The 19,367-nt window shown below is 36.7% G+C and carries 18 protein-coding genes and 1 riboswitch; all 18 genes read right to left on the bottom strand.

The window, feature by feature from the left end; genetic code table 11:
• Nucleotides 1–20 precede the first annotated feature (20 nt).
• The 18 genes from BPMYX0001_RS15470 to BPMYX0001_RS15385 all read right to left on the bottom strand — a co-directional run bounded on the left by BPMYX0001_RS15470 (nt 21) and on the right by BPMYX0001_RS15385 (nt 18,854).
• A complete protein-coding gene (locus BPMYX0001_RS15470) occupies nt 21–983 on the bottom strand; it encodes a dipeptidase (protein ID WP_003199421.1) in 963 nt (320 codons plus the stop codon).
• Between the two features lie 23 nt (nt 984–1,006).
• Nucleotides 1,007–1,267: a stage V sporulation protein SpoVS gene (gene spoVS, locus BPMYX0001_RS15465; RefSeq protein ID WP_000404341.1), complete on the bottom strand. Its 261-nt coding sequence runs from the start codon at nt 1,265–1,267 to the stop codon at nt 1,007–1,009.
• Nucleotides 1,268–1,416: 149 nt separating this feature from the next.
• Nucleotides 1,417–2,211 carry a TIGR00282 family metallophosphoesterase gene (locus BPMYX0001_RS15460; RefSeq protein WP_003199419.1) on the bottom strand — a complete coding sequence of 265 codons (795 nt, stop codon included), beginning with the start codon at nt 2,209–2,211 and terminating at the stop codon, nt 1,417–1,419.
• A 182-nt stretch (nt 2,212–2,393) separates the two neighbouring features.
• A complete protein-coding gene (gene rny / locus BPMYX0001_RS15455) occupies nt 2,394–3,962 on the bottom strand; it encodes a ribonuclease Y (protein WP_016115916.1) in 1,569 nt (522 codons plus the stop codon).
• A gap of 431 nt (nt 3,963–4,393) precedes the next feature.
• On the bottom strand, nt 4,394–5,419 hold the full coding sequence (gene recA, locus BPMYX0001_RS15450; protein WP_006095669.1) for a recombinase RecA: 1,026 nt from the start codon (nt 5,417–5,419) through the stop codon (nt 4,394–4,396).
• Between the two features lie 142 nt (nt 5,420–5,561).
• On the bottom strand, nt 5,562–6,800 hold the full coding sequence (locus BPMYX0001_RS15445; protein ID WP_006095668.1) for a competence/damage-inducible protein A: 1,239 nt from the start codon (nt 6,798–6,800) through the stop codon (nt 5,562–5,564).
• Nucleotides 6,801–6,820: 20 nt separating this feature from the next.
• Entirely contained in the window at nt 6,821–7,399 is a 579-nt protein-coding gene (gene pgsA, locus BPMYX0001_RS15440; protein ID WP_033799052.1) for a CDP-diacylglycerol--glycerol-3-phosphate 3-phosphatidyltransferase, read from the bottom strand.
• A gap of 64 nt (nt 7,400–7,463) precedes the next feature.
• A complete protein-coding gene (locus BPMYX0001_RS15435; protein ID WP_003199408.1) occupies nt 7,464–8,390 on the bottom strand; it encodes a helix-turn-helix domain-containing protein in 927 nt (308 codons plus the stop codon).
• Nucleotides 8,391–8,402: 12 nt separating this feature from the next.
• Nucleotides 8,403–9,188 carry a DUF3388 domain-containing protein gene (locus tag BPMYX0001_RS15430; RefSeq protein WP_016115921.1) on the bottom strand — a complete coding sequence of 262 codons (786 nt, stop codon included), beginning with the start codon at nt 9,186–9,188 and terminating at the stop codon, nt 8,403–8,405.
• Nucleotides 9,189–9,324: 136 nt separating this feature from the next.
• Complete coding sequence (locus tag BPMYX0001_RS15425; protein ID WP_003199403.1) at nt 9,325–9,573, bottom strand: DUF3243 domain-containing protein; 249 nt, start codon at nt 9,571–9,573, stop codon at nt 9,325–9,327.
• Between the two features lie 79 nt (nt 9,574–9,652).
• Nucleotides 9,653–10,366: an elongation factor P 5-aminopentanone reductase gene (ymfI, locus tag BPMYX0001_RS15420; RefSeq protein ID WP_006095666.1), complete on the bottom strand. Its 714-nt coding sequence runs from the start codon at nt 10,364–10,366 to the stop codon at nt 9,653–9,655.
• 184 nt (nt 10,367–10,550) lie between these two features.
• Nucleotides 10,551–11,837 (bottom strand): EF-P 5-aminopentanol modification-associated protein YfmH, encoded by a 1,287-nt coding sequence (gene yfmH, locus BPMYX0001_RS15415; protein WP_003209671.1) that lies wholly within the window; start codon nt 11,835–11,837, stop codon nt 10,551–10,553.
• The gene (gene yfmF, locus BPMYX0001_RS15410; protein ID WP_018782286.1) at nt 11,838–13,112 is read right to left on the bottom strand and encodes an EF-P 5-aminopentanol modification-associated protein YfmF; all 1,275 of its coding nucleotides are present in this window, start codon (nt 13,110–13,112) and stop codon (nt 11,838–11,840) included.
• Between the two features lie 202 nt (nt 13,113–13,314).
• Nucleotides 13,315–14,274, bottom strand: coding sequence for an ABC transporter permease (locus tag BPMYX0001_RS15405; protein ID WP_006095664.1), 960 nt, complete (start codon nt 14,272–14,274; stop codon nt 13,315–13,317).
• A complete protein-coding gene (locus BPMYX0001_RS15400; protein WP_018764690.1) occupies nt 14,275–15,333 on the bottom strand; it encodes an ABC transporter permease in 1,059 nt (352 codons plus the stop codon).
• Complete coding sequence (locus BPMYX0001_RS15395; protein WP_003199388.1) at nt 15,326–16,858, bottom strand: ABC transporter ATP-binding protein; 1,533 nt, start codon at nt 16,856–16,858, stop codon at nt 15,326–15,328. The genes BPMYX0001_RS15400 and BPMYX0001_RS15395 overlap by 8 nt, the downstream gene beginning before the upstream one ends.
• 105 nt (nt 16,859–16,963) lie before the next feature.
• Nucleotides 16,964–18,040: a BMP family lipoprotein gene (locus BPMYX0001_RS15390; protein WP_003199386.1), complete on the bottom strand. Its 1,077-nt coding sequence runs from the start codon at nt 18,038–18,040 to the stop codon at nt 16,964–16,966.
• Nucleotides 18,041–18,128: 88 nt separating this feature from the next.
• A complete protein-coding gene (locus BPMYX0001_RS15385; protein WP_000114183.1) occupies nt 18,129–18,854 on the bottom strand; it encodes a GntR family transcriptional regulator in 726 nt (241 codons plus the stop codon).
• Between the two features lie 232 nt (nt 18,855–19,086).
• Nucleotides 19,087–19,188, bottom strand: a riboswitch (purine riboswitch).
• Between the last annotated feature and the right edge of the window lie 179 nt (nt 19,189–19,367).

Genomic DNA, 19,367 nt, shown 5'->3' with positions numbered 1-19,367 from the left:
AAACAATAAAAAATAAGAAACTAGAAAGAAATATGATTAATGAAATTATCATATAAAAAGCTTTGAACATTTGTTTCACTGTATCGCTTACTCAGTTCATTGATTACATATTCATAACGCCGATACGCTTCCACACCGACAACCATTTCTGTGATACCATCAAAATCCGAACCAAATCCTATATTGCGCTCTCCTCCGAGCGAACAAATGCGCTCCACATGCCGTAATATGTCATCCATATAAGCAGGCCTATGGTTGGTTAAAAACTCTGGAACGAACGTTACACCAATTACACCATCTTTTTGAATAAGTGCTTGTACTTGTTCATCTTTCAGATTACGCGGGTGCTGACAAAGCCCATAACAATTTGAATGTGATGCAATTGGATATTGAGCAATTTCCATCACATCCCAAAAACCTTTTTCATTTAAGTGAGACACATCTGTCCATAAACGAAACGAATTCAGCTCTTCTACAACCTTCTTACCAAACGCAGTAAGTCCCGCTCCTCTTGTTTCCAGTGCTCCATCAGCTAATAAATTCGCATGATTCCACGTGAGTCCCATAGATCGGACTCCTAAACGATAGAGCGTGCGCAATTTCATCATTTCTTTTCCAATTGCTTCGCCGCCTTCTAATGTTAAAATCGCGCCAATTTCATTTGATTCTAACTGCGTTATATCTTTTTTTGTCTGAATCAATTTCATGTTTGGTAACGATAAAATCTGCTTATAAAATATATCTATCATAGCTAACGTAGCTTCAAAACGTTGTTCATATGGTACGATTTCAGGTACATATATCGCAAAGCATTGTACGCTTCCTTTTCTTTGCTCCAATTGTTCAAATGTAATATGTAAAGACGGATCATTTTGAAAATTCTTCTTTCCTTTTGCACTCCATAGTTGCCATAGTACATCACAGTGCGCATCAAACACTTTCACTTTCATTTCCCCTTCCCCATAAAAACAACCTGTTTGCATAAAAGCAAACAGGTTGTTCAAACTTAACGAGGTTCTACAATTAATTTTATTGCTGTACGTTCTTCACCATCAATCATAATGTCTGTAAAAGCTGGGATACAAATCAAATCCAAACCACTAGGCGCTACAAACCCTCTTGCAATTGCTACTGCCTTCACAGCTTGATTTAATGCACCTGCGCCAATAGCTTGGATTTCTGCTGTTCCGCGTTCGCGAATAACTCCAGCAAGTGCACCGGCTACAGAGTTAGGGACCGAAGTTGCTTTAACTTTTAATATTTCCATTCCTCGTTTCCTCCTCGTTTCTTTAAAAAGTATTAGCGATTGATTTCACTTTAACTTATATTCACGAGGGGAGACATGTATTCCTGCTAAATTTCTGTAATTTTTCTAAAAAATTAAAATATAATGTTTTTTCTAACTTTTAAATGATCTTATTCGAAAAATGGCTGATCATCATTGATTAAAATACGTTCAATTTTTTTTGCTTTTCCTGTATTTGGATCCACATCAATTAATACTGCACTTAGTTGCGTTCTTCCATTTGTTACTTCAAAACGTACAGGTAAATTCGTTAAAAATTTCTTCAGTACAGCTTCACGATCCATACCTAAAATCCCATCATACGGACCAGTCATTCCAACATCTGTAATATAAGCTGTTCCGCTTGGCAAAATACGATTATCTGCTGTTGGAACATGCGTATGTGTCCCTACGACTGCCGTAGCACGTCCATCTACGTACCAACCAAGCGCCTGTTTTTCACTTGTTGTCTCAGCATGAAAATCAATAAAGATAATATTTGTACGTTTTTTCGCAATGTTAATTAATTCATCTACTTTTCGGAACGGGCAATCAATTGGCGGAAGGAACGTACGTCCTTGTAAATTAATTACCGCTACTTCGGTACCGTTACAATTTACAAAAATAAGTCCTTTTCCCGGTGTTCCCTCTGGGAAATTGGCTGGTCTTGCAAGATATTTTGCATCATCAATAAACTCAAACACTTCACGGTTATCCCAAGCATGATTCCCAAGCGTAACTGCTTGTGCACCACACTCTAAAAAGTTTCGGTAAATTTTCTCTGTAATACCACGGCCACCTGCAGCATTTTCTCCATTAATAATTGTTACAGTAGGCGTATATTTTTTCTTTAACGCCGGTACGTATTGTTGAATCATACCTCTTCCAGGGGATCCTACTACATCTCCAACAAATAAAATTCTCATATGTCTTACCCTTTCTATGTACTACTTATTTTATTACTCACTAATAAGAAAAACAAACTGCTCATTAAAACTCTTCTTCCATTCTAGCCAACTAGAATGGAAATCGAATAAAGTGATTTGCAAACGATTTATTTTATATTTCCCAATCCCAACACAAAAAAATAAAGTGGTGTTTCACCACTTTATTTTGCGTATTCCACTGCACGTGTTTCACGAATAACTGTTACTTTAATATGTCCTGGATAATCCAGTTCATTTTCAATACGTTTTCGAATATCACGCGCTAAACGATGGGCTTCTAAATCATCGATTGTATCCGGTTTTACCAAGATGCGAACTTCACGTCCTGCTTGAATTGCAAAAGATTTTTCTACTCCTTCATAGGATTCTGAAATCTCTTCTAACTTTTCAAGACGACGAATATAGTTTTCAAGCGTTTCACTACGAGCTCCTGGTCTTGCAGCTGATAACGCATCCGCTGCTGCAACTAAAACTGCAATGATGGAAGTTGGTTCTGTATCACCATGGTGAGATGCGATACTATTAATAACAACCGGATGCTCTTTATATTTCGTTGCGAGTTCAACACCAATTTCAACGTGACTACCTTCTACTTCATGGTCAATTGCTTTTCCGATATCATGCAATAGACCTGCACGTCTTGCTAGTTTTTCATCCTCGCCAAGCTCCGCTGCCATAAGTCCTGTTAAGTACGCTACTTCCATAGAGTGTTTCAACACATTTTGTCCATAACTTGTACGGTATTTCAAACGACCTAAGATTTTAATTAAATCTGGATGTAATCCGTGGACACCTACTTCAAATGTTGTTTGTTCCCCAACTTCGCGAATATACTCATCCACTTCACGTCTCGATTTTTCGACCATTTCCTCAATACGTGCTGGGTGAATACGTCCATCCTGTACGAGCTTATCAAGAGCGATACGAGCTGTTTCACGACGAATTGGATCGAACCCTGATAGGATTACCGCTTCTGGCGTATCATCAATAATAAGGTCAATACCTGTTAACGTTTCTAACGTACGAATATTACGACCTTCACGCCCGATAATACGTCCCTTCATTTCGTCATTTGGAAGATTTACAACCGAAACGGTTGTTTCAGCAACATGATCAGCTGCACATCTTTGCATTGCAAGAGATAAAATCTCTTTTGCTTTCTTATCCGCCTCTTCTTTCGCACGAACTTCACTTTCTTTTACCATAACGGCAATTTCATGAGAAATTTCACTTTCCACTTTCCCTAAAATGATTGCTTTCGCTTGTTCGCGTGTCAGATTGGAAATGCGCTCTAATTCCGTTTGTTGCTTTTGAACTAACTCTCCCACTTTGCTTTCCAACTCTTCAATCTGTTGTTGTCTCGCTACAAGAGATTCCTCTTTCTTTTCTAACATCTGCTCACGTTTATCGAGCGTCTCGTCTTTACGATCAAGGTTCTCTTCTTTTTGCATTAAACGATTTTCTTGTTTTTGTAATTCGCTTCTACGATCACGAATTTCTAATTCAGCTTCTGTACGAAGTGTATGAATTTCATCCTTTGCTTCTAAAAGCGCTTCCTTCTTAAGTGCCTCTGCTTCACGATTTGCATCTTCTAAAATGCGTCTCGCTTCGTTTGCTGCACCATTAATCTTCGCTTCTGCAATAGACTTTCGAACAAAAAAGCCAACAACTGCACCGACTGTTGCAAGCAAAATGGAGATGAGTATCCAAATTAATGTACTACTACTCATGATTTCACCTCCCCTTGCCATGAATGAAAAAAGACTGTCGGCATGTACATTAATTTGCAACGTACAGCAAAGACCGTCGCCCCGCTTTTTAAGGGACTTTCTTCATTTCACAATTAAAATGTCATATTATTATTTCGAAAAGGTATAGAACCTACTCCGAATGTTACTTCTCTTCTAGAGAAGAGTGTATCGTATATAAGAAAAAATATACATTCTCATTGTATCTATCGCAATTTTCATTGTCAAGCGTTGTCTACTTTTACTTTCTTTACCTTTGTCATATAAATCTCCTTTTAACGAAAAAAGTTTATATTCACCAAAGATGACACCCCTTACCTAATCAGTTTTAACAAGAGAGAACGCTTGAATGAAAGGCCTTGCTACATATTATTGTGAAATAAAAAATAAAAGACACGAAATCGTGTCTTTTGTTAATCTAGAATAGCACCTTCTTCTAAGTTTCCAGAATCTTCACCAATACCATGATGTTCACGAATAAAGAATGCAATTTCATCTCTTAATTCTGGATTTTCTTTTAAGAATTGTTTTGCATTTTCGCGCCCTTGTCCTAAACGTTCTTCATTATAAGAATACCAAGCACCACTTTTTTGAACGATATCAAGTTCAGAAGCCATATCTAAAATTTCGCCTTCTCTTGAAATCCCTTCTCCGTACATAATATCAACTTCAGCAACACGGAAAGGAGGTGCTACTTTATTTTTCACTACTTTTATTTTTGTTTTGTTACCAACAATATCATTACCTTGCTTTAATTGCTCAGCGCGACGCACTTCAAGACGAACTGTTGAATAGAATTTCAACGCACGACCACCTGGAGTTGTTTCTGGGTTCCCGAACATAACCCCAACTTTTTCACGAATTTGGTTAATAAAGATTGCAATTGTTTTTGATTTGTTAATCGCACCGGAAAGCTTACGAAGTGCTTGTGACATTAGACGTGCTTGTAAACCGACGTGAGAGTCACCCATTTCTCCTTCGATTTCCGCTTTTGGTACAAGAGCCGCTACAGAGTCAATTACGATAATATCAATTGCACCGCTTCGTACTAAAGCTTCTGCAATTTCTAAACCTTGTTCTCCTGTATCAGGCTGTGATAATAGTAACTCATCAATATTAACACCCAATTTTTGTGCATATACAGGATCCATCGCATGTTCTGCATCAATAAATGCTGCTTGTCCACCTTGACGTTGCACTTCTGCAATCGCATGTAAGGAAACCGTTGTTTTACCTGAGCTTTCAGGTCCATAGATTTCGATAACACGTCCGCGCGGGTAACCACCAACACCTAAAGCTACATCAAGTGCTAATGAACCACTTGGAATTGTAGAAATTCTACGTTCTGCCTGTTCTCCTAATTTCATAATGGAGCCTTTACCAAATTGCTTCTCTATTTGTTTTAACGCCATATCTAATGCCGCTTGACGATCACTCATTCAAAATTCCTCCTTAACTGAATTGCTAATCTTATTATACCTATTTTCATATCAATTTGCCAACAAAAAACGAACGTTTATTCGTTTTTTTGTTTTCCATGGAAAAAGTTTCATTTTTCATCACAAAAAAACTAGAAGAAACTCACATCTCTTCTAGTTTTTTGTATAAATGATAAAATCCATATTTCACAGAGCGTTCCCGAATTTGCTGACGACTTCCACTTAATTTAAGAGGAAAAACAAACGTTGGTTCATTCTTTATCGCTAAACCTACAAAAACAGTACCAGGCTCTTTATTTTCCGAAGCACCCGGTCCTGCCACTCCAGTAAAGCTAATCCCAATATCTGCCTTCAATAGTGTCTTTACATTTTCAGCAAGATAACGAGCACATTGTTCGCTAACAGCACCGACTGTTTGTAAGGTTTCTTCAGGCACTTGTAAAACATGTTGTTTCACTTCGTTATGATAGCAAATCACGCCGCCTTTAAAAACAGAAGATACGCCGGCATTTTCTGTTACTTGATTTCCAAACAGACCGCCTGTTAAACTTTCTGCACACGCTAAAGTTAAAGCTTTTTTCTTCAATAAATCAATCGCTTTATTATGAAGAAAATCTTGATTATATCCGTAGAAAAACTCCCCTACTCGTTCTAAAATCAAATCTTCTATATGTTGAATTAACACTTCCGCATACTTTACATCATGGTGTTTAGCAGTCAAACGAAGCGTTACTTCTCCATCTGAAGCTAGCGGAGCAATTGTTGGATTCGTTTGACCATCAATTAAGTCTTGAACTTTCACTTCCAGTTGGGATTCTCCAATGCCGAAAAAACGAAGAACACGGGAATATATATGCTCTTCAGTTGTAAGGTTACGTAAAAACGGCTCTACGTAGCTTGTATACATCGGTTTCATTTCTTTTGGCGGGCCCGGTAATAAAATATAAATCTTCTGGTTCTTAGCTAGCCCCATACCCGGTGCCATACCATGATCATTTGCAAATACAGTCGATCCCTTCAAAACAAGTGCTTGTTTCTTATTATTTTCTGTGAATTCGCGTCCTGTACGTTTAAAATACTCGCCAATTGACGTTAAAGCCTCTTCATCATAAACAAGTTCTTCTTGTAAGGTTGAAGCAATTGTTTCTTTCGTTAAATCATCTTTTGTCGGTCCTAATCCACCAGTAAAAATAAGTATATCTGCACGCTTCTCAGCAATTTGAATTGCTTCTTGTAAACGATGATTATTATCACCTACAACTGTATGATAATACACATTAATTCCGATGGAAGCTAACTTTTCAGATAAAAACTTCGCATTTGTATTTGTAATTTGCCCGAGTAACAATTCTGTTCCAACCGCAATAATTTCGGCATTCATTCCGATTCCCCCATAAGCTGTTATTTTGAATTTACAAAAGCAGCTCTATTTTTCCAGAAATAGTCCCAGCCAGAAATAACCGTAAAGATAAGTGCAATCCATATGAAAATATCCGCAACCGGAATATAGATTAAATTTAACGGTACATCATGTAATAAATATGCTGAAATCGCGATAATTTGTGTCCATGTTTTAATTTTCCCTAACATATTCGCCGCAACAACCTCACCAGTTCCAGCCAATATAAGACGTAATCCTGTTACAGCAAACTCACGGCTAATGATTACAATAACGATCCAAGATGGAACATATTGCATTTCTACTAATGTAATAAGCGCTGCTGAAACAAGTAACTTATCAGCTAATGGATCAAGAAACTTACCTAGATTCGTCACGAGATTATACTTTCTTGCATAATGTCCATCAATCCAATCTGTAGCTGAAGCAACAATGAAAACTATCGCTCCTACTAAATGTTGAATTGGTAACTCTACATTTCCAACTGTATATGTTCCCCAGTTAAAAGGAGCTAACATAATTACTAAAAAAATTGGAATTAAGCAGATTCGAGATATTGTAATTTTATTTGGTAAATTCACAGCTATTCCTCCATCATGTCAAAAACATTTGTTCATTGGAAAAAAGTCATCGAAGCGATGACTGTTATTGTGCAGGTTGTCCTACCCCTAGATTTTTAATCACTAATCTTTGGTGATATTCCTTTTCTGGATCTAGTGGGAAAGCAACAACTTGGCCATTCAGTTTAATTTCAACATTCGGTGCACTTCCAATGTTGAGAAGTACTTCTTTTGCTGTTGTTAAATCATGTTTTTCTGTTTGACCTTCTTGAAGTGTACCATTAAAAACGACATTTCCACCTTCATTTTTAATGTCTACATAACTTGCACCCTTCGCTGTAATTTCTAACTCCAGTGCTTTATTATTATGAATTTCCAAAGTAGATACCTTACCACTTGTTCCAACAAGCTTCACTTCTTCTTGTCCAGCAGGTGGCTGTTGTGCTGGTGGTTCTTCTTTCTTTGGCTCTTCTTTTTTAGGTTCTTCTTTTTTAGGTTCTTCTGCTTTTACTTCTTCTTTCTTTTCATCAAGCGGAGAATTTTTCGCCTTCTGTACTTCTATTTGTTCACTTTTCGTTTGTTTTACTTGTCCTTCATCTTTTCCAATTAACCATTGGAAAACAAACCACACAGCTACCCCTACTGCAATTACCAATAATGCAATCAATATTTTAGACATATGATCTGCTATTGGAAGCGATGCTGCTTTTTGCATAGTTTCTTGTGTTTTTTGACCTTTTGATATTTGCGGTACATCATGAGATTCAGATTGTGGTACTACGCTTTGATACTCTACAATCAACTCTTCTCCGTTCAGACCAACCGCGTCCGCATATTGTTTAATAAATGCACGTGCATAAAATGCACCAGGCAATATACTATAATCGCCCTCTTCAATTGTTACTAAATACCGTTTTTGAATTTTCGTTACCTCATGTAGCTGATCAATAGATAAGCCTTTCGCTTCTCTTGCTTCCTTCAGCTTTTGTCCTAATTCCGTCACTACTAACACCTCAATATTTCTTTAAAAGTCAAACATAGAGAAATTATTTTGCGCTCCTTGCTCAATTTCATCTACTAAATTATATTGAATTTCTTCATCATAATCGTTACGCAATTCAATAATATAATCAAAATCATCAAGTGTATATTCTGATTGACTCACAAATACATCTGGATGTTCGACAACTTTAGTTGCGGGTAATCTCATAATTTCACGAACGAGTTGCCAATGCCTTTCATTCGCACGCTTTGTTGAAACAATGCCATCTAATATAAAAATATTATCGTCACTATACTCATCTTCAATCAGTTGACTGCGTACAGTTTGTTTAATAAGAGTAGACGAAACAAATAGCCAACGCTTATTTGCACAAACACTTGCAGCAACGATAGATTCCGTTTTTCCAACGCGAGGCATTCCTCTTATTCCGATGAGTTTATGCCCTTCTTTTTTCATTAGTTCCGCCATAAAATCAACGAGTAAACCCAATTCATCACGAACAAAACGAAATGTTTTCTTATCATCTGCGTCTCGCTGTATGTATCTACCGTGCCTAACTGCCAACCTATCTCTGAGCTTTGGCGGACGATATTTCGTTACAGTTATATTATCCATCGTATTCAAAATTGATTCAAGTCTAGAGATTTGCTCTTGGCTATCACACATAAGCAACAACCCGCGCCGAGCGTTGTCTACACCATTAATTGTGACAATATTAATACCAAGCATACCGATTAACGAAGAAACGTCACCAAGCAAGCCAGGTCGGTTTTTATGTATTTCATATTCAAAATACCATTCAATCATCAAATGTCACTCCCCCTGCTTACTTTACACCTACGTACTATATTATATGATTTTACGTTAATAGGGAAGATAAATGTATAATGAATCACGGTATTTTCAATACCTAAAAAAAAGAGAGGATTTTCTCCTCTCTTTTTTACTTATGTTGTACAAACTTTACCATTAAGTTAGCAATCATGTGTTGTTCTTGTTCATCAGCCACTTTCCAAAGCTCAGCTAATAATTTTTCTTGATCATTTCGCGCCTCTACTTCATTTGCCAAATAATCACCTACACGGAATGCCATATCTGAAACTGCACCACCATCAAGCCCTTTTCCTTGTGCCTGTTCTAAACGTTCTCCTAAAAAGCTTTTCCACTGGTCAAAATTCTCTAATACTGACATGTTTAAGCACCTCACTATTAAGTAATAGAATCATACTTAATTTGTACAATTTCTCACTTTTTATGTACATATTTTTATTTTAACAATGCCAGCCACCGTTTACTCCAATAATTTGCCCTGTTATATAGGAAGCCCCTGGTGATACAAGGAAAGAAACAGTTTTGGCGACTTCCTCTGGAAATCCAATCCTTCCAGCTGGAATCTCTTCTGCGATCTCTTTCTTGTCCTCTTCTGAAAACACACTTAACATTTCCGTCTCTATGGCCCCTGGTGCCACTGCATTTACACGTATACCACTTAGCGCAACCTCTTTTGCGAGCGCCTTTACATAAGAGTTTTGTGCACCTTTTACCATAGAATACAGCACCTCACAAGACGCTCCTACTTGTCCCCATATAGATGAAATAACAACGATATTTCCACTTCGCAGGCGGATCATCGATGGAAGCGCAAGTGAAAGAAGGTTATAAACACTCTTCACCTGCAATTCCACCATCTCATTCAATTGCTCATTTGTCACATCTGTCGCCAAACCAAATATACTTTTTCCAGCTGCATACACAATAACATCAATCGGATAATGAATTTGCGCCCAGAGCTTTTGCACGCCATCTACCGCTGCTAAATTCGCTTGAACTGGAATAATTGCACCAAGTTGCTGTTCTAATTTTTTTATTTTCTCTTCACTTTTGTTGTAATGGACATACACCGTATAACCATCTTCAACTAATTGTTTCGAAATTGCAGAGCCAATTCCTCCGCTTCCTCCAGTCACTAATGCAAACTTTGTCATATGTATCCTCTCTTATCTTTCCTCTACAGAGAAACTCTTTCAAAACACTAGTCTTATCATGTATTCACAAACAAATAATACCCCCACCTTACAATTCAGCAATAGCCAAAAGGTTAGGTGGGGGATAAACTGTCCGTAAAGTTCTAAATCGTAAGGCTTAAGCCCCACTTATTCATGTTTCATTTTATTTCTTCGGCAAGACTTGGCAAATACTCATTCTTTCTTCAGATAAAAATACTTTGGCTGCTTCTTGTAAATCTTGAACAGTTAATCCCTCTAAAACGGACAGAGCATCAAACAAACTAGATTCATTAAACGCATACCTTGTGAATTGATTTGCAATATATTCAGGTGAGTTAAGCGATCGTAAAAAGCCGCCAATTTTCTTTTTCTTTACACGCTCTAACGCATTCTCATCTAATTCATTATAATTAGTCTGTAGTAAAACACCTTTTAAACGTTCAGCTAGCTCATCAGGTTGCTTCGTATCACCACCAACCATCGCAAAACCAAAGTTACCTTCTTCTGTATAATCATAAGAGAATGAGTCATCAATAAGTCCTTCATTATATAAAGACTCATAATGAACTGATCCTTTCCCAAATAAATAATCTAAAAGTAATGTAAGCGCGATCTCTTGTTTTAAAAGCTCTTGCCCTTTTTCTTTAAGCCCAGTCGCCTTTATGCCTATTAAACATTTTGGTGTTTGAACAGGCATAGAAATAATTTTTTTCTTTTCATTTACTGATTCTGGTTCATCTTCAAACGAACGTACGATTTCTGGTTGATTTTTATAATCTTTTTTCGCCTGATTTTCACGTACTAAGTTCATTGTTTTTTCTGGGTCAATTGCTCCTACAACAAATAACAACATATTGCTAGGATGATAAAATGTCTCGTAGCACTCATACAATAAGTCTTTTGTAATTTTACTAATAGACTCAATTGTTCCTGCAATATCAATTTTAATTGGGTGTTTGACAAATAAGCTATCGATTAAGCCAAAATACAAACGCCAATCCGGGTTATCTTGATACATTTGAATCTCTTGACCAATAATTCCCTTTTCCTTTTCAACTGTTTTTTCAGAGAAATAAGGTTCCTGAACAAAATTTAATAATGTATTTAAATTTTGTTCTACATTTGATGTACATGAAAACAAGTACGCTGTTCTCGTAAATGATGTAAACGCATTCGCAGAAGCACCTTGTTTACTAAACAACTGAAACGCATCATGATCTTCTTTTTCAAACAATTTGTGCTCAAGAAAATGAGCAATCCCATCTGGCACTCGAACCATTTCTTCTTTTCCAAGTGGAACAAACGTGTTATCAATGGAACCATATTTTGTTGTAAACGTCGCAAAAGTTTTATTAAATCCTTGCTTCGGCAATATATATACATCTAACCCATTTGGAAGCTTTTCATAATAAAGTGTTTCTTTTAATTGTTCATAAGAAATTTTCTCCATCTATTCTCCCTCCGTTCCGTGTAAAAAGTAAATCGTATCTAGCTCAATATTATTGGCAACCTTTACAATTTTCTCTTTTGTAACACGTTCAATTCCAGTTAACCATTCCTCTACTGGACGGGTACGTTCTGCAATGACGCCATGATAAAGCATTTCTACGAAACCACGCGGTGTATCAATTGCCTCTAAAATTTGGTTTTGAATTACACTCTTTGTTTGATGAATTTCTTCTTCAGAAAAGTCACCGTTTTGCATTGCTTTCATTTGCTCTTTAATAATCTCGACTGCTTTTTCATAATTTTTCGCTTCAATTCCCGACATAACAAAGAGAAGACCTTTATGACTTTCAAAACGCGACGCTGCATAATAGGCTAAACTGTTTTTTTCACGTACATTCACAAATAATTTCGAATGTGAGAATCCACCAAATAACCCGTTAAACAGCTGTAGCGCAAAATAATCCTCATCACGGTACGTAATATATGTGCGATATCCGATATTTAATTTACTTTGCTTTAATTCTTGTTTTTCAACAATTTCTTGTTCTTCATTATTTCGCTTATGAAGAATGACATTTTTGTCTTTTGCTGTACGAGGCGTGATTGAAAAGTATTTACCTACTAAGTCAACCGCATCTTCATCTATGTCACCAATGATATATAGATCCATTTCATCTTCCGCTAACACCTTTTGATAATAGCGGTATAAAGTTTCATTTGTAATGGAGGCAACGCGCTCTTTTTGACCATTTGCACTTAAACGATATGGTTCTACTTTACACATTTCTTCTATTAATCGTTCATTCGCATAGCGCATTTTATCATCATATGTAGCTTCAATTCGTTGCACGAGCGCTCTTTTTTCACTTTCTACAATTGATGATAAAAAACCGCTCCCTTCAGTTGCTGGGTGTAATACAATATCAGACAGCATAGACAGTGCTTTTTCAAACAACGGCGGTGCATCTTGTAAATATGTTTCGTTGGCAATATCCACATAAATAGAGATGATATGATCTTCCCCTTTTTTACTTACATCTACCGCCAGAGAAGAACCGTACAACTCCTCTAAATATTGGCGAAGACGAATTACAGATGGCAGTTTTTCTGTTGCACTTTGCAATACATATGGTAATAAAGCACGCTCTGTCACCGTTTCTTCATTTAAAGGTGCTTTAAAGCGAAATACAAATGTATTTGTTTTATATTTATCTGTCGGAATCATATGTACACGTAAACCACCTAGTTCATGCATTTGCTGTTCCATCAGTTTCATTTTATAGCCCTCCTTTACGTATGTAGGAATATTCCTCTTCAATATACAGTTTTTAGAAACGAAAAATCAACTTTTCTCCCTTACATACTTTTCCCTCAAACAGTTTACTAATTAAAAAGAGAAAGTAATTTTCTGTATTAAACATATTCTATGTAAAAAAGCCCGCACTAATGTGCGAGCTTTTTCCATACTTGTAAAACGCTTATCTTTTTCCTTTTTCATACGGTGTTCCAAGTGCCTTTGGAGCTTCTGAACGTCCTACAAAACCAACAAGCGCTAAAATTGTGAACACATATGGTAATATCGCTAAGAAAACACTCGGAATTTCTTTTAATACAGGGATTGTACCACCAGTTACCCCTAGTGATTGTGCAAATCCAAAGAATAAAGCAGCTCCTAGTGCACCAATTGGGTTCCATTTCCCAAAGATCATAGCAGCTAACGCTAAGAAACCTTGTCCCGTAATCGTTGCACCTGAGAAGTTGTTTGAGATTGACAGTGCAAAGGTTGCACCGCCTACTCCAGCAAACATCCCTGAAATACAAACAGTAATATAACGCATTTTATATACATTAATCCCCATTGTATCCGCAGCCATCGGATGTTCACCAACCGCACGAAGACGAAGACCAAACGGTGTTTTATAAATAATATACCAAACAACAAATGCTAAAATAATGGCAATATACGATGTTAATGGTACATTTGAGAAAAAGATTTTTCCAATAACCGGAATATCCGACAGTCCTGGAACATCAATTTTCTCAATACGGTAGTGAATAAAATCAGTTTGTCCTTTACCAAAGATTTTCTTAATCGCAAAAACAGTTAAACCAAGAGATAAAAAGTTAATTGCTACTCCACTAACAACTTGATCCGCACGGAATGTAATCGATGCAACTGCATGAAGAAGTGCAAATAATCCGCTACCAATTGCTGCAAATATAAGTGCAATCCAAGGAGTCATAGCCCCCCAAGTATCCCCCATTAATAGCGTGGTAACAACACCAACAAATGCACCAAATAACATTAATCCTTCCAATGCGATATTTACAACACCAGAACGCTCACTAAATACGCCACCTAACGCTGTAAAGATTAGAGGTGCTGCCGTGTATAACGTACCCGTCACAAGAATGGCTAAAACATCTAGAAAGCTCATTTATTTCCCCTCCTTGCTTATGCGCGTAAGTGTCCAGCGTAAAATATAACTACAAGCAACAAAGAAAATAATACATGCAATAATTACATTAATTAACTCAGATGGTACATCTGCTTCAAAGTTCATTTGCGGCGCTGCACTTTTTAAACCTCCAAATAATAACGCAGCAAGTATAATACCAAATGGATTATTCCCTCCAAGAAGCGCTACTGCAATCCCGTCAAATCCAATTCCGGTAAATGTAGCCATCGCTGTCATACTTTGGAATGTTCCAAGCCCTTCCATCGCGCCACCAATACCAGCAAATGCACCCGCAATTGTCATAGATAACACAACATTACGTGACACTTTCATACCAGCATATTGAGACGCTTGTTGGTTAAACCCAACTGATTTCAATTCATAACCTAAAGTTGTTCTATCTAATAAGAACCACATAAGAATCGTAACAAGAATTGCGACAACAATTCCCCAGTGAAGACGAGAGCCATCTGTTAAAGAAGCTAACCAATCTGAAGCTAATGACGCACTCGGCTGAATATCATATGTTTTGTCATTGCCTTCATGTAAAAAGCGTTTAATGATGTCATATGTAACATATAATGCAATGTAGTTCATCATAATCGTTACAATAACTTCATTAACCTTAAATTTCCCTTTCAAATATCCCGGAATAAATCCCCATAGTCCACCAACTATAGCTGCCACTAAAATAGACAATGGAATATGAAGAAAGGCAGGTAATGATACTGCATAACCAAACCAAACAGCAGCAAGCCAACCAACTAGCAATTGTCCTTCTACCCCGATATTAAATAAACCTGTACGAAACGCAAAAGCTACCGATAACCCCGCAAGAATAAGCGGAATCATTGTACGAAGCGTCTCTCCAATTGCACTGGGACTTCCGAACATACCAGTCCAAAGTGCACTATATCCAACAATTGGATCATACCCACTAACTAACATAACAATGGCACCAACAAGCAACCCAAATATAACGGATAATACAGGAACTAAAATATTAATCGTTCGCTCCGTTAAAAACTTTTTAGCCATTTGTACTCACCTTCGCTTCCCCTGTTCCACCAGCCATTAAAAGACCTAATTGTTTTTCATTTGTTTCTTTTGCATTAACAATCGCGACAATTTTCCCTTCATAAATAACAGCAACGCGGTCACTCACATTTAAAATTTCATCGAGTTCTAAAGAAAGAAGAAGCACCGCTTTTCCTTTATCTCTCTGTTCAATTAATTTCTTATGAATAAATTCAATCGCACCTACATCTAAACCACGTGTCGGCTGCGCTGCGATTAATAAATCTGGATCACGATCTACTTCACGTGCAATAATTGCCTTTTGCTGGTTCCCGCCAGATAATGCACGAGCTACTGTTTGCTCGCTAGGTGTACGTACATCAAACTGCTCAATCAGCTCTTTTGCCTTTTTCGTTATTTTACTAAAATTTAAAATTCCTTTATTTGAAAATGGATTCTTATAATATGTTTGTAAAACAATATTATCTCTAACGGAAAAATCAAGAACGAGTCCATGTTTATGACGGTCTTCTGGAATATGACCGACTCCTTCTTCCGTAATTCGTCTAACAGGCCAGTTTGTGATTTCTTTTCCATTAATTGCAATAGAACCTGACTCAACTTTTCGTAAACCAGTAATTGCCTCTATTAATTCACTTTGTCCATTCCCATCAATCCCTGCAATACCGACGATTTCTCCTGCACGAACAGTTAAGTCAAGGCCTTTTACAGCAGGCAATTGGCGCACATCATGAACAACAAGATTTGCAATAGAAAGTACATCTTCCTTAGGTCTGGCATCTATTTTTTCTGTTTTAAAATTCACTTGACGTCCGACCATTAGTTCTGCAAGTTTATGTTCATCTGTATTTGCAACGTCAACCGTTCCGATTCCTTTTCCTTTACGAATAATCGTACAACGATCACAAACTTCCATAATTTCTTTTAACTTATGTGTAATAAGAATGATAGATTTCCCTTCTCGCACAAGCTTTTTCATAATTTGAATAAGCTCATGAATTTCTTGAGGAGTTAATACTGCCGTCGGTTCATCAAATATTAAAATCTCTGCTCCGCGATACAGCGTTTTTAAAATTTCAACACGTTGCTGCATACCAACTGAAATATCTTCAATTTTCGCATACGGATCTACAGCTAAACCATATTGTTCTGATAATTGTTGAATCTCTTTTGCAGCTTCATCAATAGCAATTTTCCCTTTTCTCTTCGGTTCATTTCCAAGAATAATATTCTCTGTAACTGTAAAATTATGAACAAGCATAAAATGTTGATGAACCATACCAATCCCGAAGTCATTTGCAATATTAGGGTTTGTAATCTTTACAGGATTCCCTTTAATTTTAATTTCTCCTTGTTCTGGCTGATATAATCCAAAAAGAACGTTCATTAACGTTGACTTCCCTGCACCATTTTCTCCGAGTAAAGCATGTATTTCTCCCTGTTTTACTTGCAGCGTAATATTATCGTTCGCTACAATGCCTGGGAATACTTTTGTAATATTATTCATCTCAATTACGTATTCCATTTTGTTCCTCCTTTTAGCAGGGAACAGTCCCCAATTACACTCTATTAAAAGTAATTTTATATATACAAAGGTTAGTTCTAAGAACTAACCTTTGCTATTTCTCTATTATTTCTTAAGAGCAGCTTCGTATTCTTTGTACTCTTTATCAGTAGCAGGTACTTTAATTTCACCAGCAGTAATTTTCTTTTCAAACTCTTCTACTTTTGGTAAAATTTCTGGATTTACTTTTTTCACATTATCAGTTGTTTTCGCAATGCCAACACCTTCATCTTTCAAACCAAACGCTTCTACTTTTCCGCCTTTTAACTTACCATCTTTTGCTTCTTGTGCTACTTTTTCAACCGCAACATCAACGCGTTTTACCATAGAAGTTAGCGTTACGTTTTCAGGCATACCTTCTTGATTTTGGTCACGGTCAACACCGATTACCCAAACATTTTCACCTTTCTTCTTACGGTTTTTCGCTTCAGTAAACACGCCGTTACCAGTACCACCAGCAGCATGATAAATTACGTCTACTCCTTGTCCGTACATTGCTGATGCAAGTGCAGCACCTTTTTCAGGTTTATCAAATGCTTCTGCATATTCAGATACAATCTCAATATTTGGGTTAACAGCTTTAGCACCAGCTTTAAATCCATTCTCAAACTTACTAATTAAATCACTCTTCATTCCACCAACAAACCCAACTTTATTTGTTTTTGTTGACATCGCTGCTACTGCACCTACAAGGAATGATCCTTCATGATCCTTAAATGTAATACTTGTTACGTTCGGTTGTTTTACTACAGTATCTACAATCGCAAACTGTTGCTTTGGATTTTCTTTCGCAACTTCTTCAATTGCTTTTTCTAATTTATAACCAATACCAAAGGATAAATCATATTTATCTTTTGCAAATTTCTTTAAGTTCGGAATATAATCCGCTTCTTTTTCAGACTGAAGGTAACGATAGTTCGTCTTCTCTTTTAGCCCATTATCTTTACCGAATTTTTGTAAACCTTCCCAAGAAGATTGGTTAAATGATTTATCATCAACGCCCCCAACGTCTGTAACCATACCTACTTTAATGCTCTTTCCATCTTTTTTATCTCCACTTGCTTTATCCGAGTTACCACATGCACCTAACACTGTACTCGCCGCTAACGTTAATGATAATAAAAGACCTGTTTTTTTCTTCATACTAGAAACCCCTCCTAAATGATATATGTATCTATTAATATGCTAGTGTCCCCTTCTTCTTGCTGTCACCTCCCTAAAAAGGAACGAATTACATACGTTTTCGTAATACGTGGAAGCTAAATTTATCTGCTCTAAAATAATTAATAGAATATAAGATCGGCTCATCATTTTGATCATAGTGCATTTGCTTTAGAATCAGCAGCGCTGTTTCTGGTTCGCATTGTAAAATTGGTGATATTTTTGGATGATAACCAATTGGTTCAATATGAGCAACCGCGTATGTAATGCGTTTATGCGTGTTATTATGAATAACAGTAAGTAGCGATTCCTCATTATAATCAGACAAATCTGGTAATACTTCTTTTGCCAACTTGTCAATGCAATAGACAACAGGTTCCCCATCTGCTGTACGAACACGCTCAATCATCACAGCCTCGAAGCCTTCATCACTATTAAACTTTTCTTTTTCCTCTTCTGTTAGACTCGTAGTAGATGATGATAAAAAGATTGTTCCCGGTGTTTTCCCCACACTAGAAATCATATCTGTAATACTAGAAAGTTGTTCAATTCCAGAAGAAAACAGCGGTTTTGCATTCACAAAAGTACCAACGCCATGTCTGCGAATAACAACATTTTCCTCTTCTAAAATACGTAATGCTTCCCGTAAAGTCGCTCTACTTACGCCAAGTTCTTTTGCTAAATCAAACTCTGAAGGCAATTTTTGTTTTTCTTTATATGCCCCGCTTTTGATTTTCTCTTTAATATGATCGATCACCCGTAAATATAAGTGTCGACTATCGGATTTAACTGACATAAGACTCCCCCGCATTCCAATTATTCGACCTCTGATGTAAGACTTCTGTTCTCGATTTTCAACCAATACATGACATACCTTACATAACGATACGATAAAATAAAATTTGTCGAATAAATGTTAATAATTTTTCAAAATGAAATTTTCTATCTTTATTTCATAAAAAAAACTTTGCACCCCAACATTCCTCATATAGAGAAAAAGTTAGATACAAAGATCCCTTACATCCTTTGTTACACACTTTTCCCCTCATAGTCTAGCAATTCATGGTTGCCAGGTAGAAACTTATGGACCTTATCTCCAAGATTATATGAGGCAGTGATTCTTTTCGAAGTAATCGTACCACCTGCTCCCATATGTGTCAACACAATTCAACATTTTTTTGCAAGTAATATCGAACATTTTCCAAAAATAATATTGAAAGCATTCGTATTCTAAAGAACTATCATAAATGAAAGCCCTTTCTTCCGTGATAGTTCTAGTATATAACAAAAACTCCATATAAAAAAGCCC

The organism is Bacillus pseudomycoides DSM 12442, assembly GCF_000161455.1.
Classification (GTDB): Bacteria; Bacillota; Bacilli; order Bacillales; family Bacillaceae_G; genus Bacillus_A; species Bacillus_A pseudomycoides.
This window is presented reverse-complemented; position numbering and strand designations above follow the sequence as displayed.

Coding starts and splice junctions, on each gene's coding strand:
- BPMYX0001_RS15400 (WP_018764690.1), bottom strand. CDS start 15,333: ATGGCTAAAAAGTTTTTAACGGAGCGAACGATTAATATTTTAGTTCCT.
- BPMYX0001_RS15385 (WP_000114183.1), bottom strand. CDS start 18,854: ATGTCAGTTAAATCCGATAGTCGACACTTATATTTACGGGTGATCGAT.
- BPMYX0001_RS15390 (WP_003199386.1), bottom strand. CDS start 18,040: ATGAAGAAAAAAACAGGTCTTTTATTATCATTAACGTTAGCGGCGAGT.
- BPMYX0001_RS15395 (WP_003199388.1), bottom strand. CDS start 16,858: ATGGAATACGTAATTGAGATGAATAATATTACAAAAGTATTCCCAGGC.
- BPMYX0001_RS15460 (WP_003199419.1), bottom strand. CDS start 2,211: ATGAGAATTTTATTTGTTGGAGATGTAGTAGGATCCCCTGGAAGAGGT.
- yfmF (WP_018782286.1), bottom strand. CDS start 13,112: ATGAAACTGATGGAACAGCAAATGCATGAACTAGGTGGTTTACGTGTA.
- BPMYX0001_RS15470 (WP_003199421.1), bottom strand. CDS start 983: ATGCAAACAGGTTGTTTTTATGGGGAAGGGGAAATGAAAGTGAAAGTG.
- recA (WP_006095669.1), bottom strand. CDS start 5,419: ATGAGTGATCGTCAAGCGGCATTAGATATGGCGTTAAAACAAATAGAG.
- BPMYX0001_RS15405 (WP_006095664.1), bottom strand. CDS start 14,274: ATGAGCTTTCTAGATGTTTTAGCCATTCTTGTGACGGGTACGTTATAC.
- BPMYX0001_RS15445 (WP_006095668.1), bottom strand. CDS start 6,800: ATGAATGCCGAAATTATTGCGGTTGGAACAGAATTGTTACTCGGGCAA.
- yfmH (WP_003209671.1), bottom strand. CDS start 11,837: ATGGAGAAAATTTCTTATGAACAATTAAAAGAAACACTTTATTATGAA.
- spoVS (WP_000404341.1), bottom strand. CDS start 1,267: ATGGAAATATTAAAAGTTAAAGCAACTTCGGTCCCTAACTCTGTAGCC.
- ymfI (WP_006095666.1), bottom strand. CDS start 10,366: ATGACAAAGTTTGCATTAGTGACTGGAGGAAGCGGAGGAATTGGCTCT.
- rny (WP_016115916.1), bottom strand. CDS start 3,962: ATGAGTAGTAGTACATTAATTTGGATACTCATCTCCATTTTGCTTGCA.
- BPMYX0001_RS15425 (WP_003199403.1), bottom strand. CDS start 9,573: ATGTCAGTATTAGAGAATTTTGACCAGTGGAAAAGCTTTTTAGGAGAA.
- BPMYX0001_RS15430 (WP_016115921.1), bottom strand. CDS start 9,188: ATGATTGAATGGTATTTTGAATATGAAATACATAAAAACCGACCTGGC.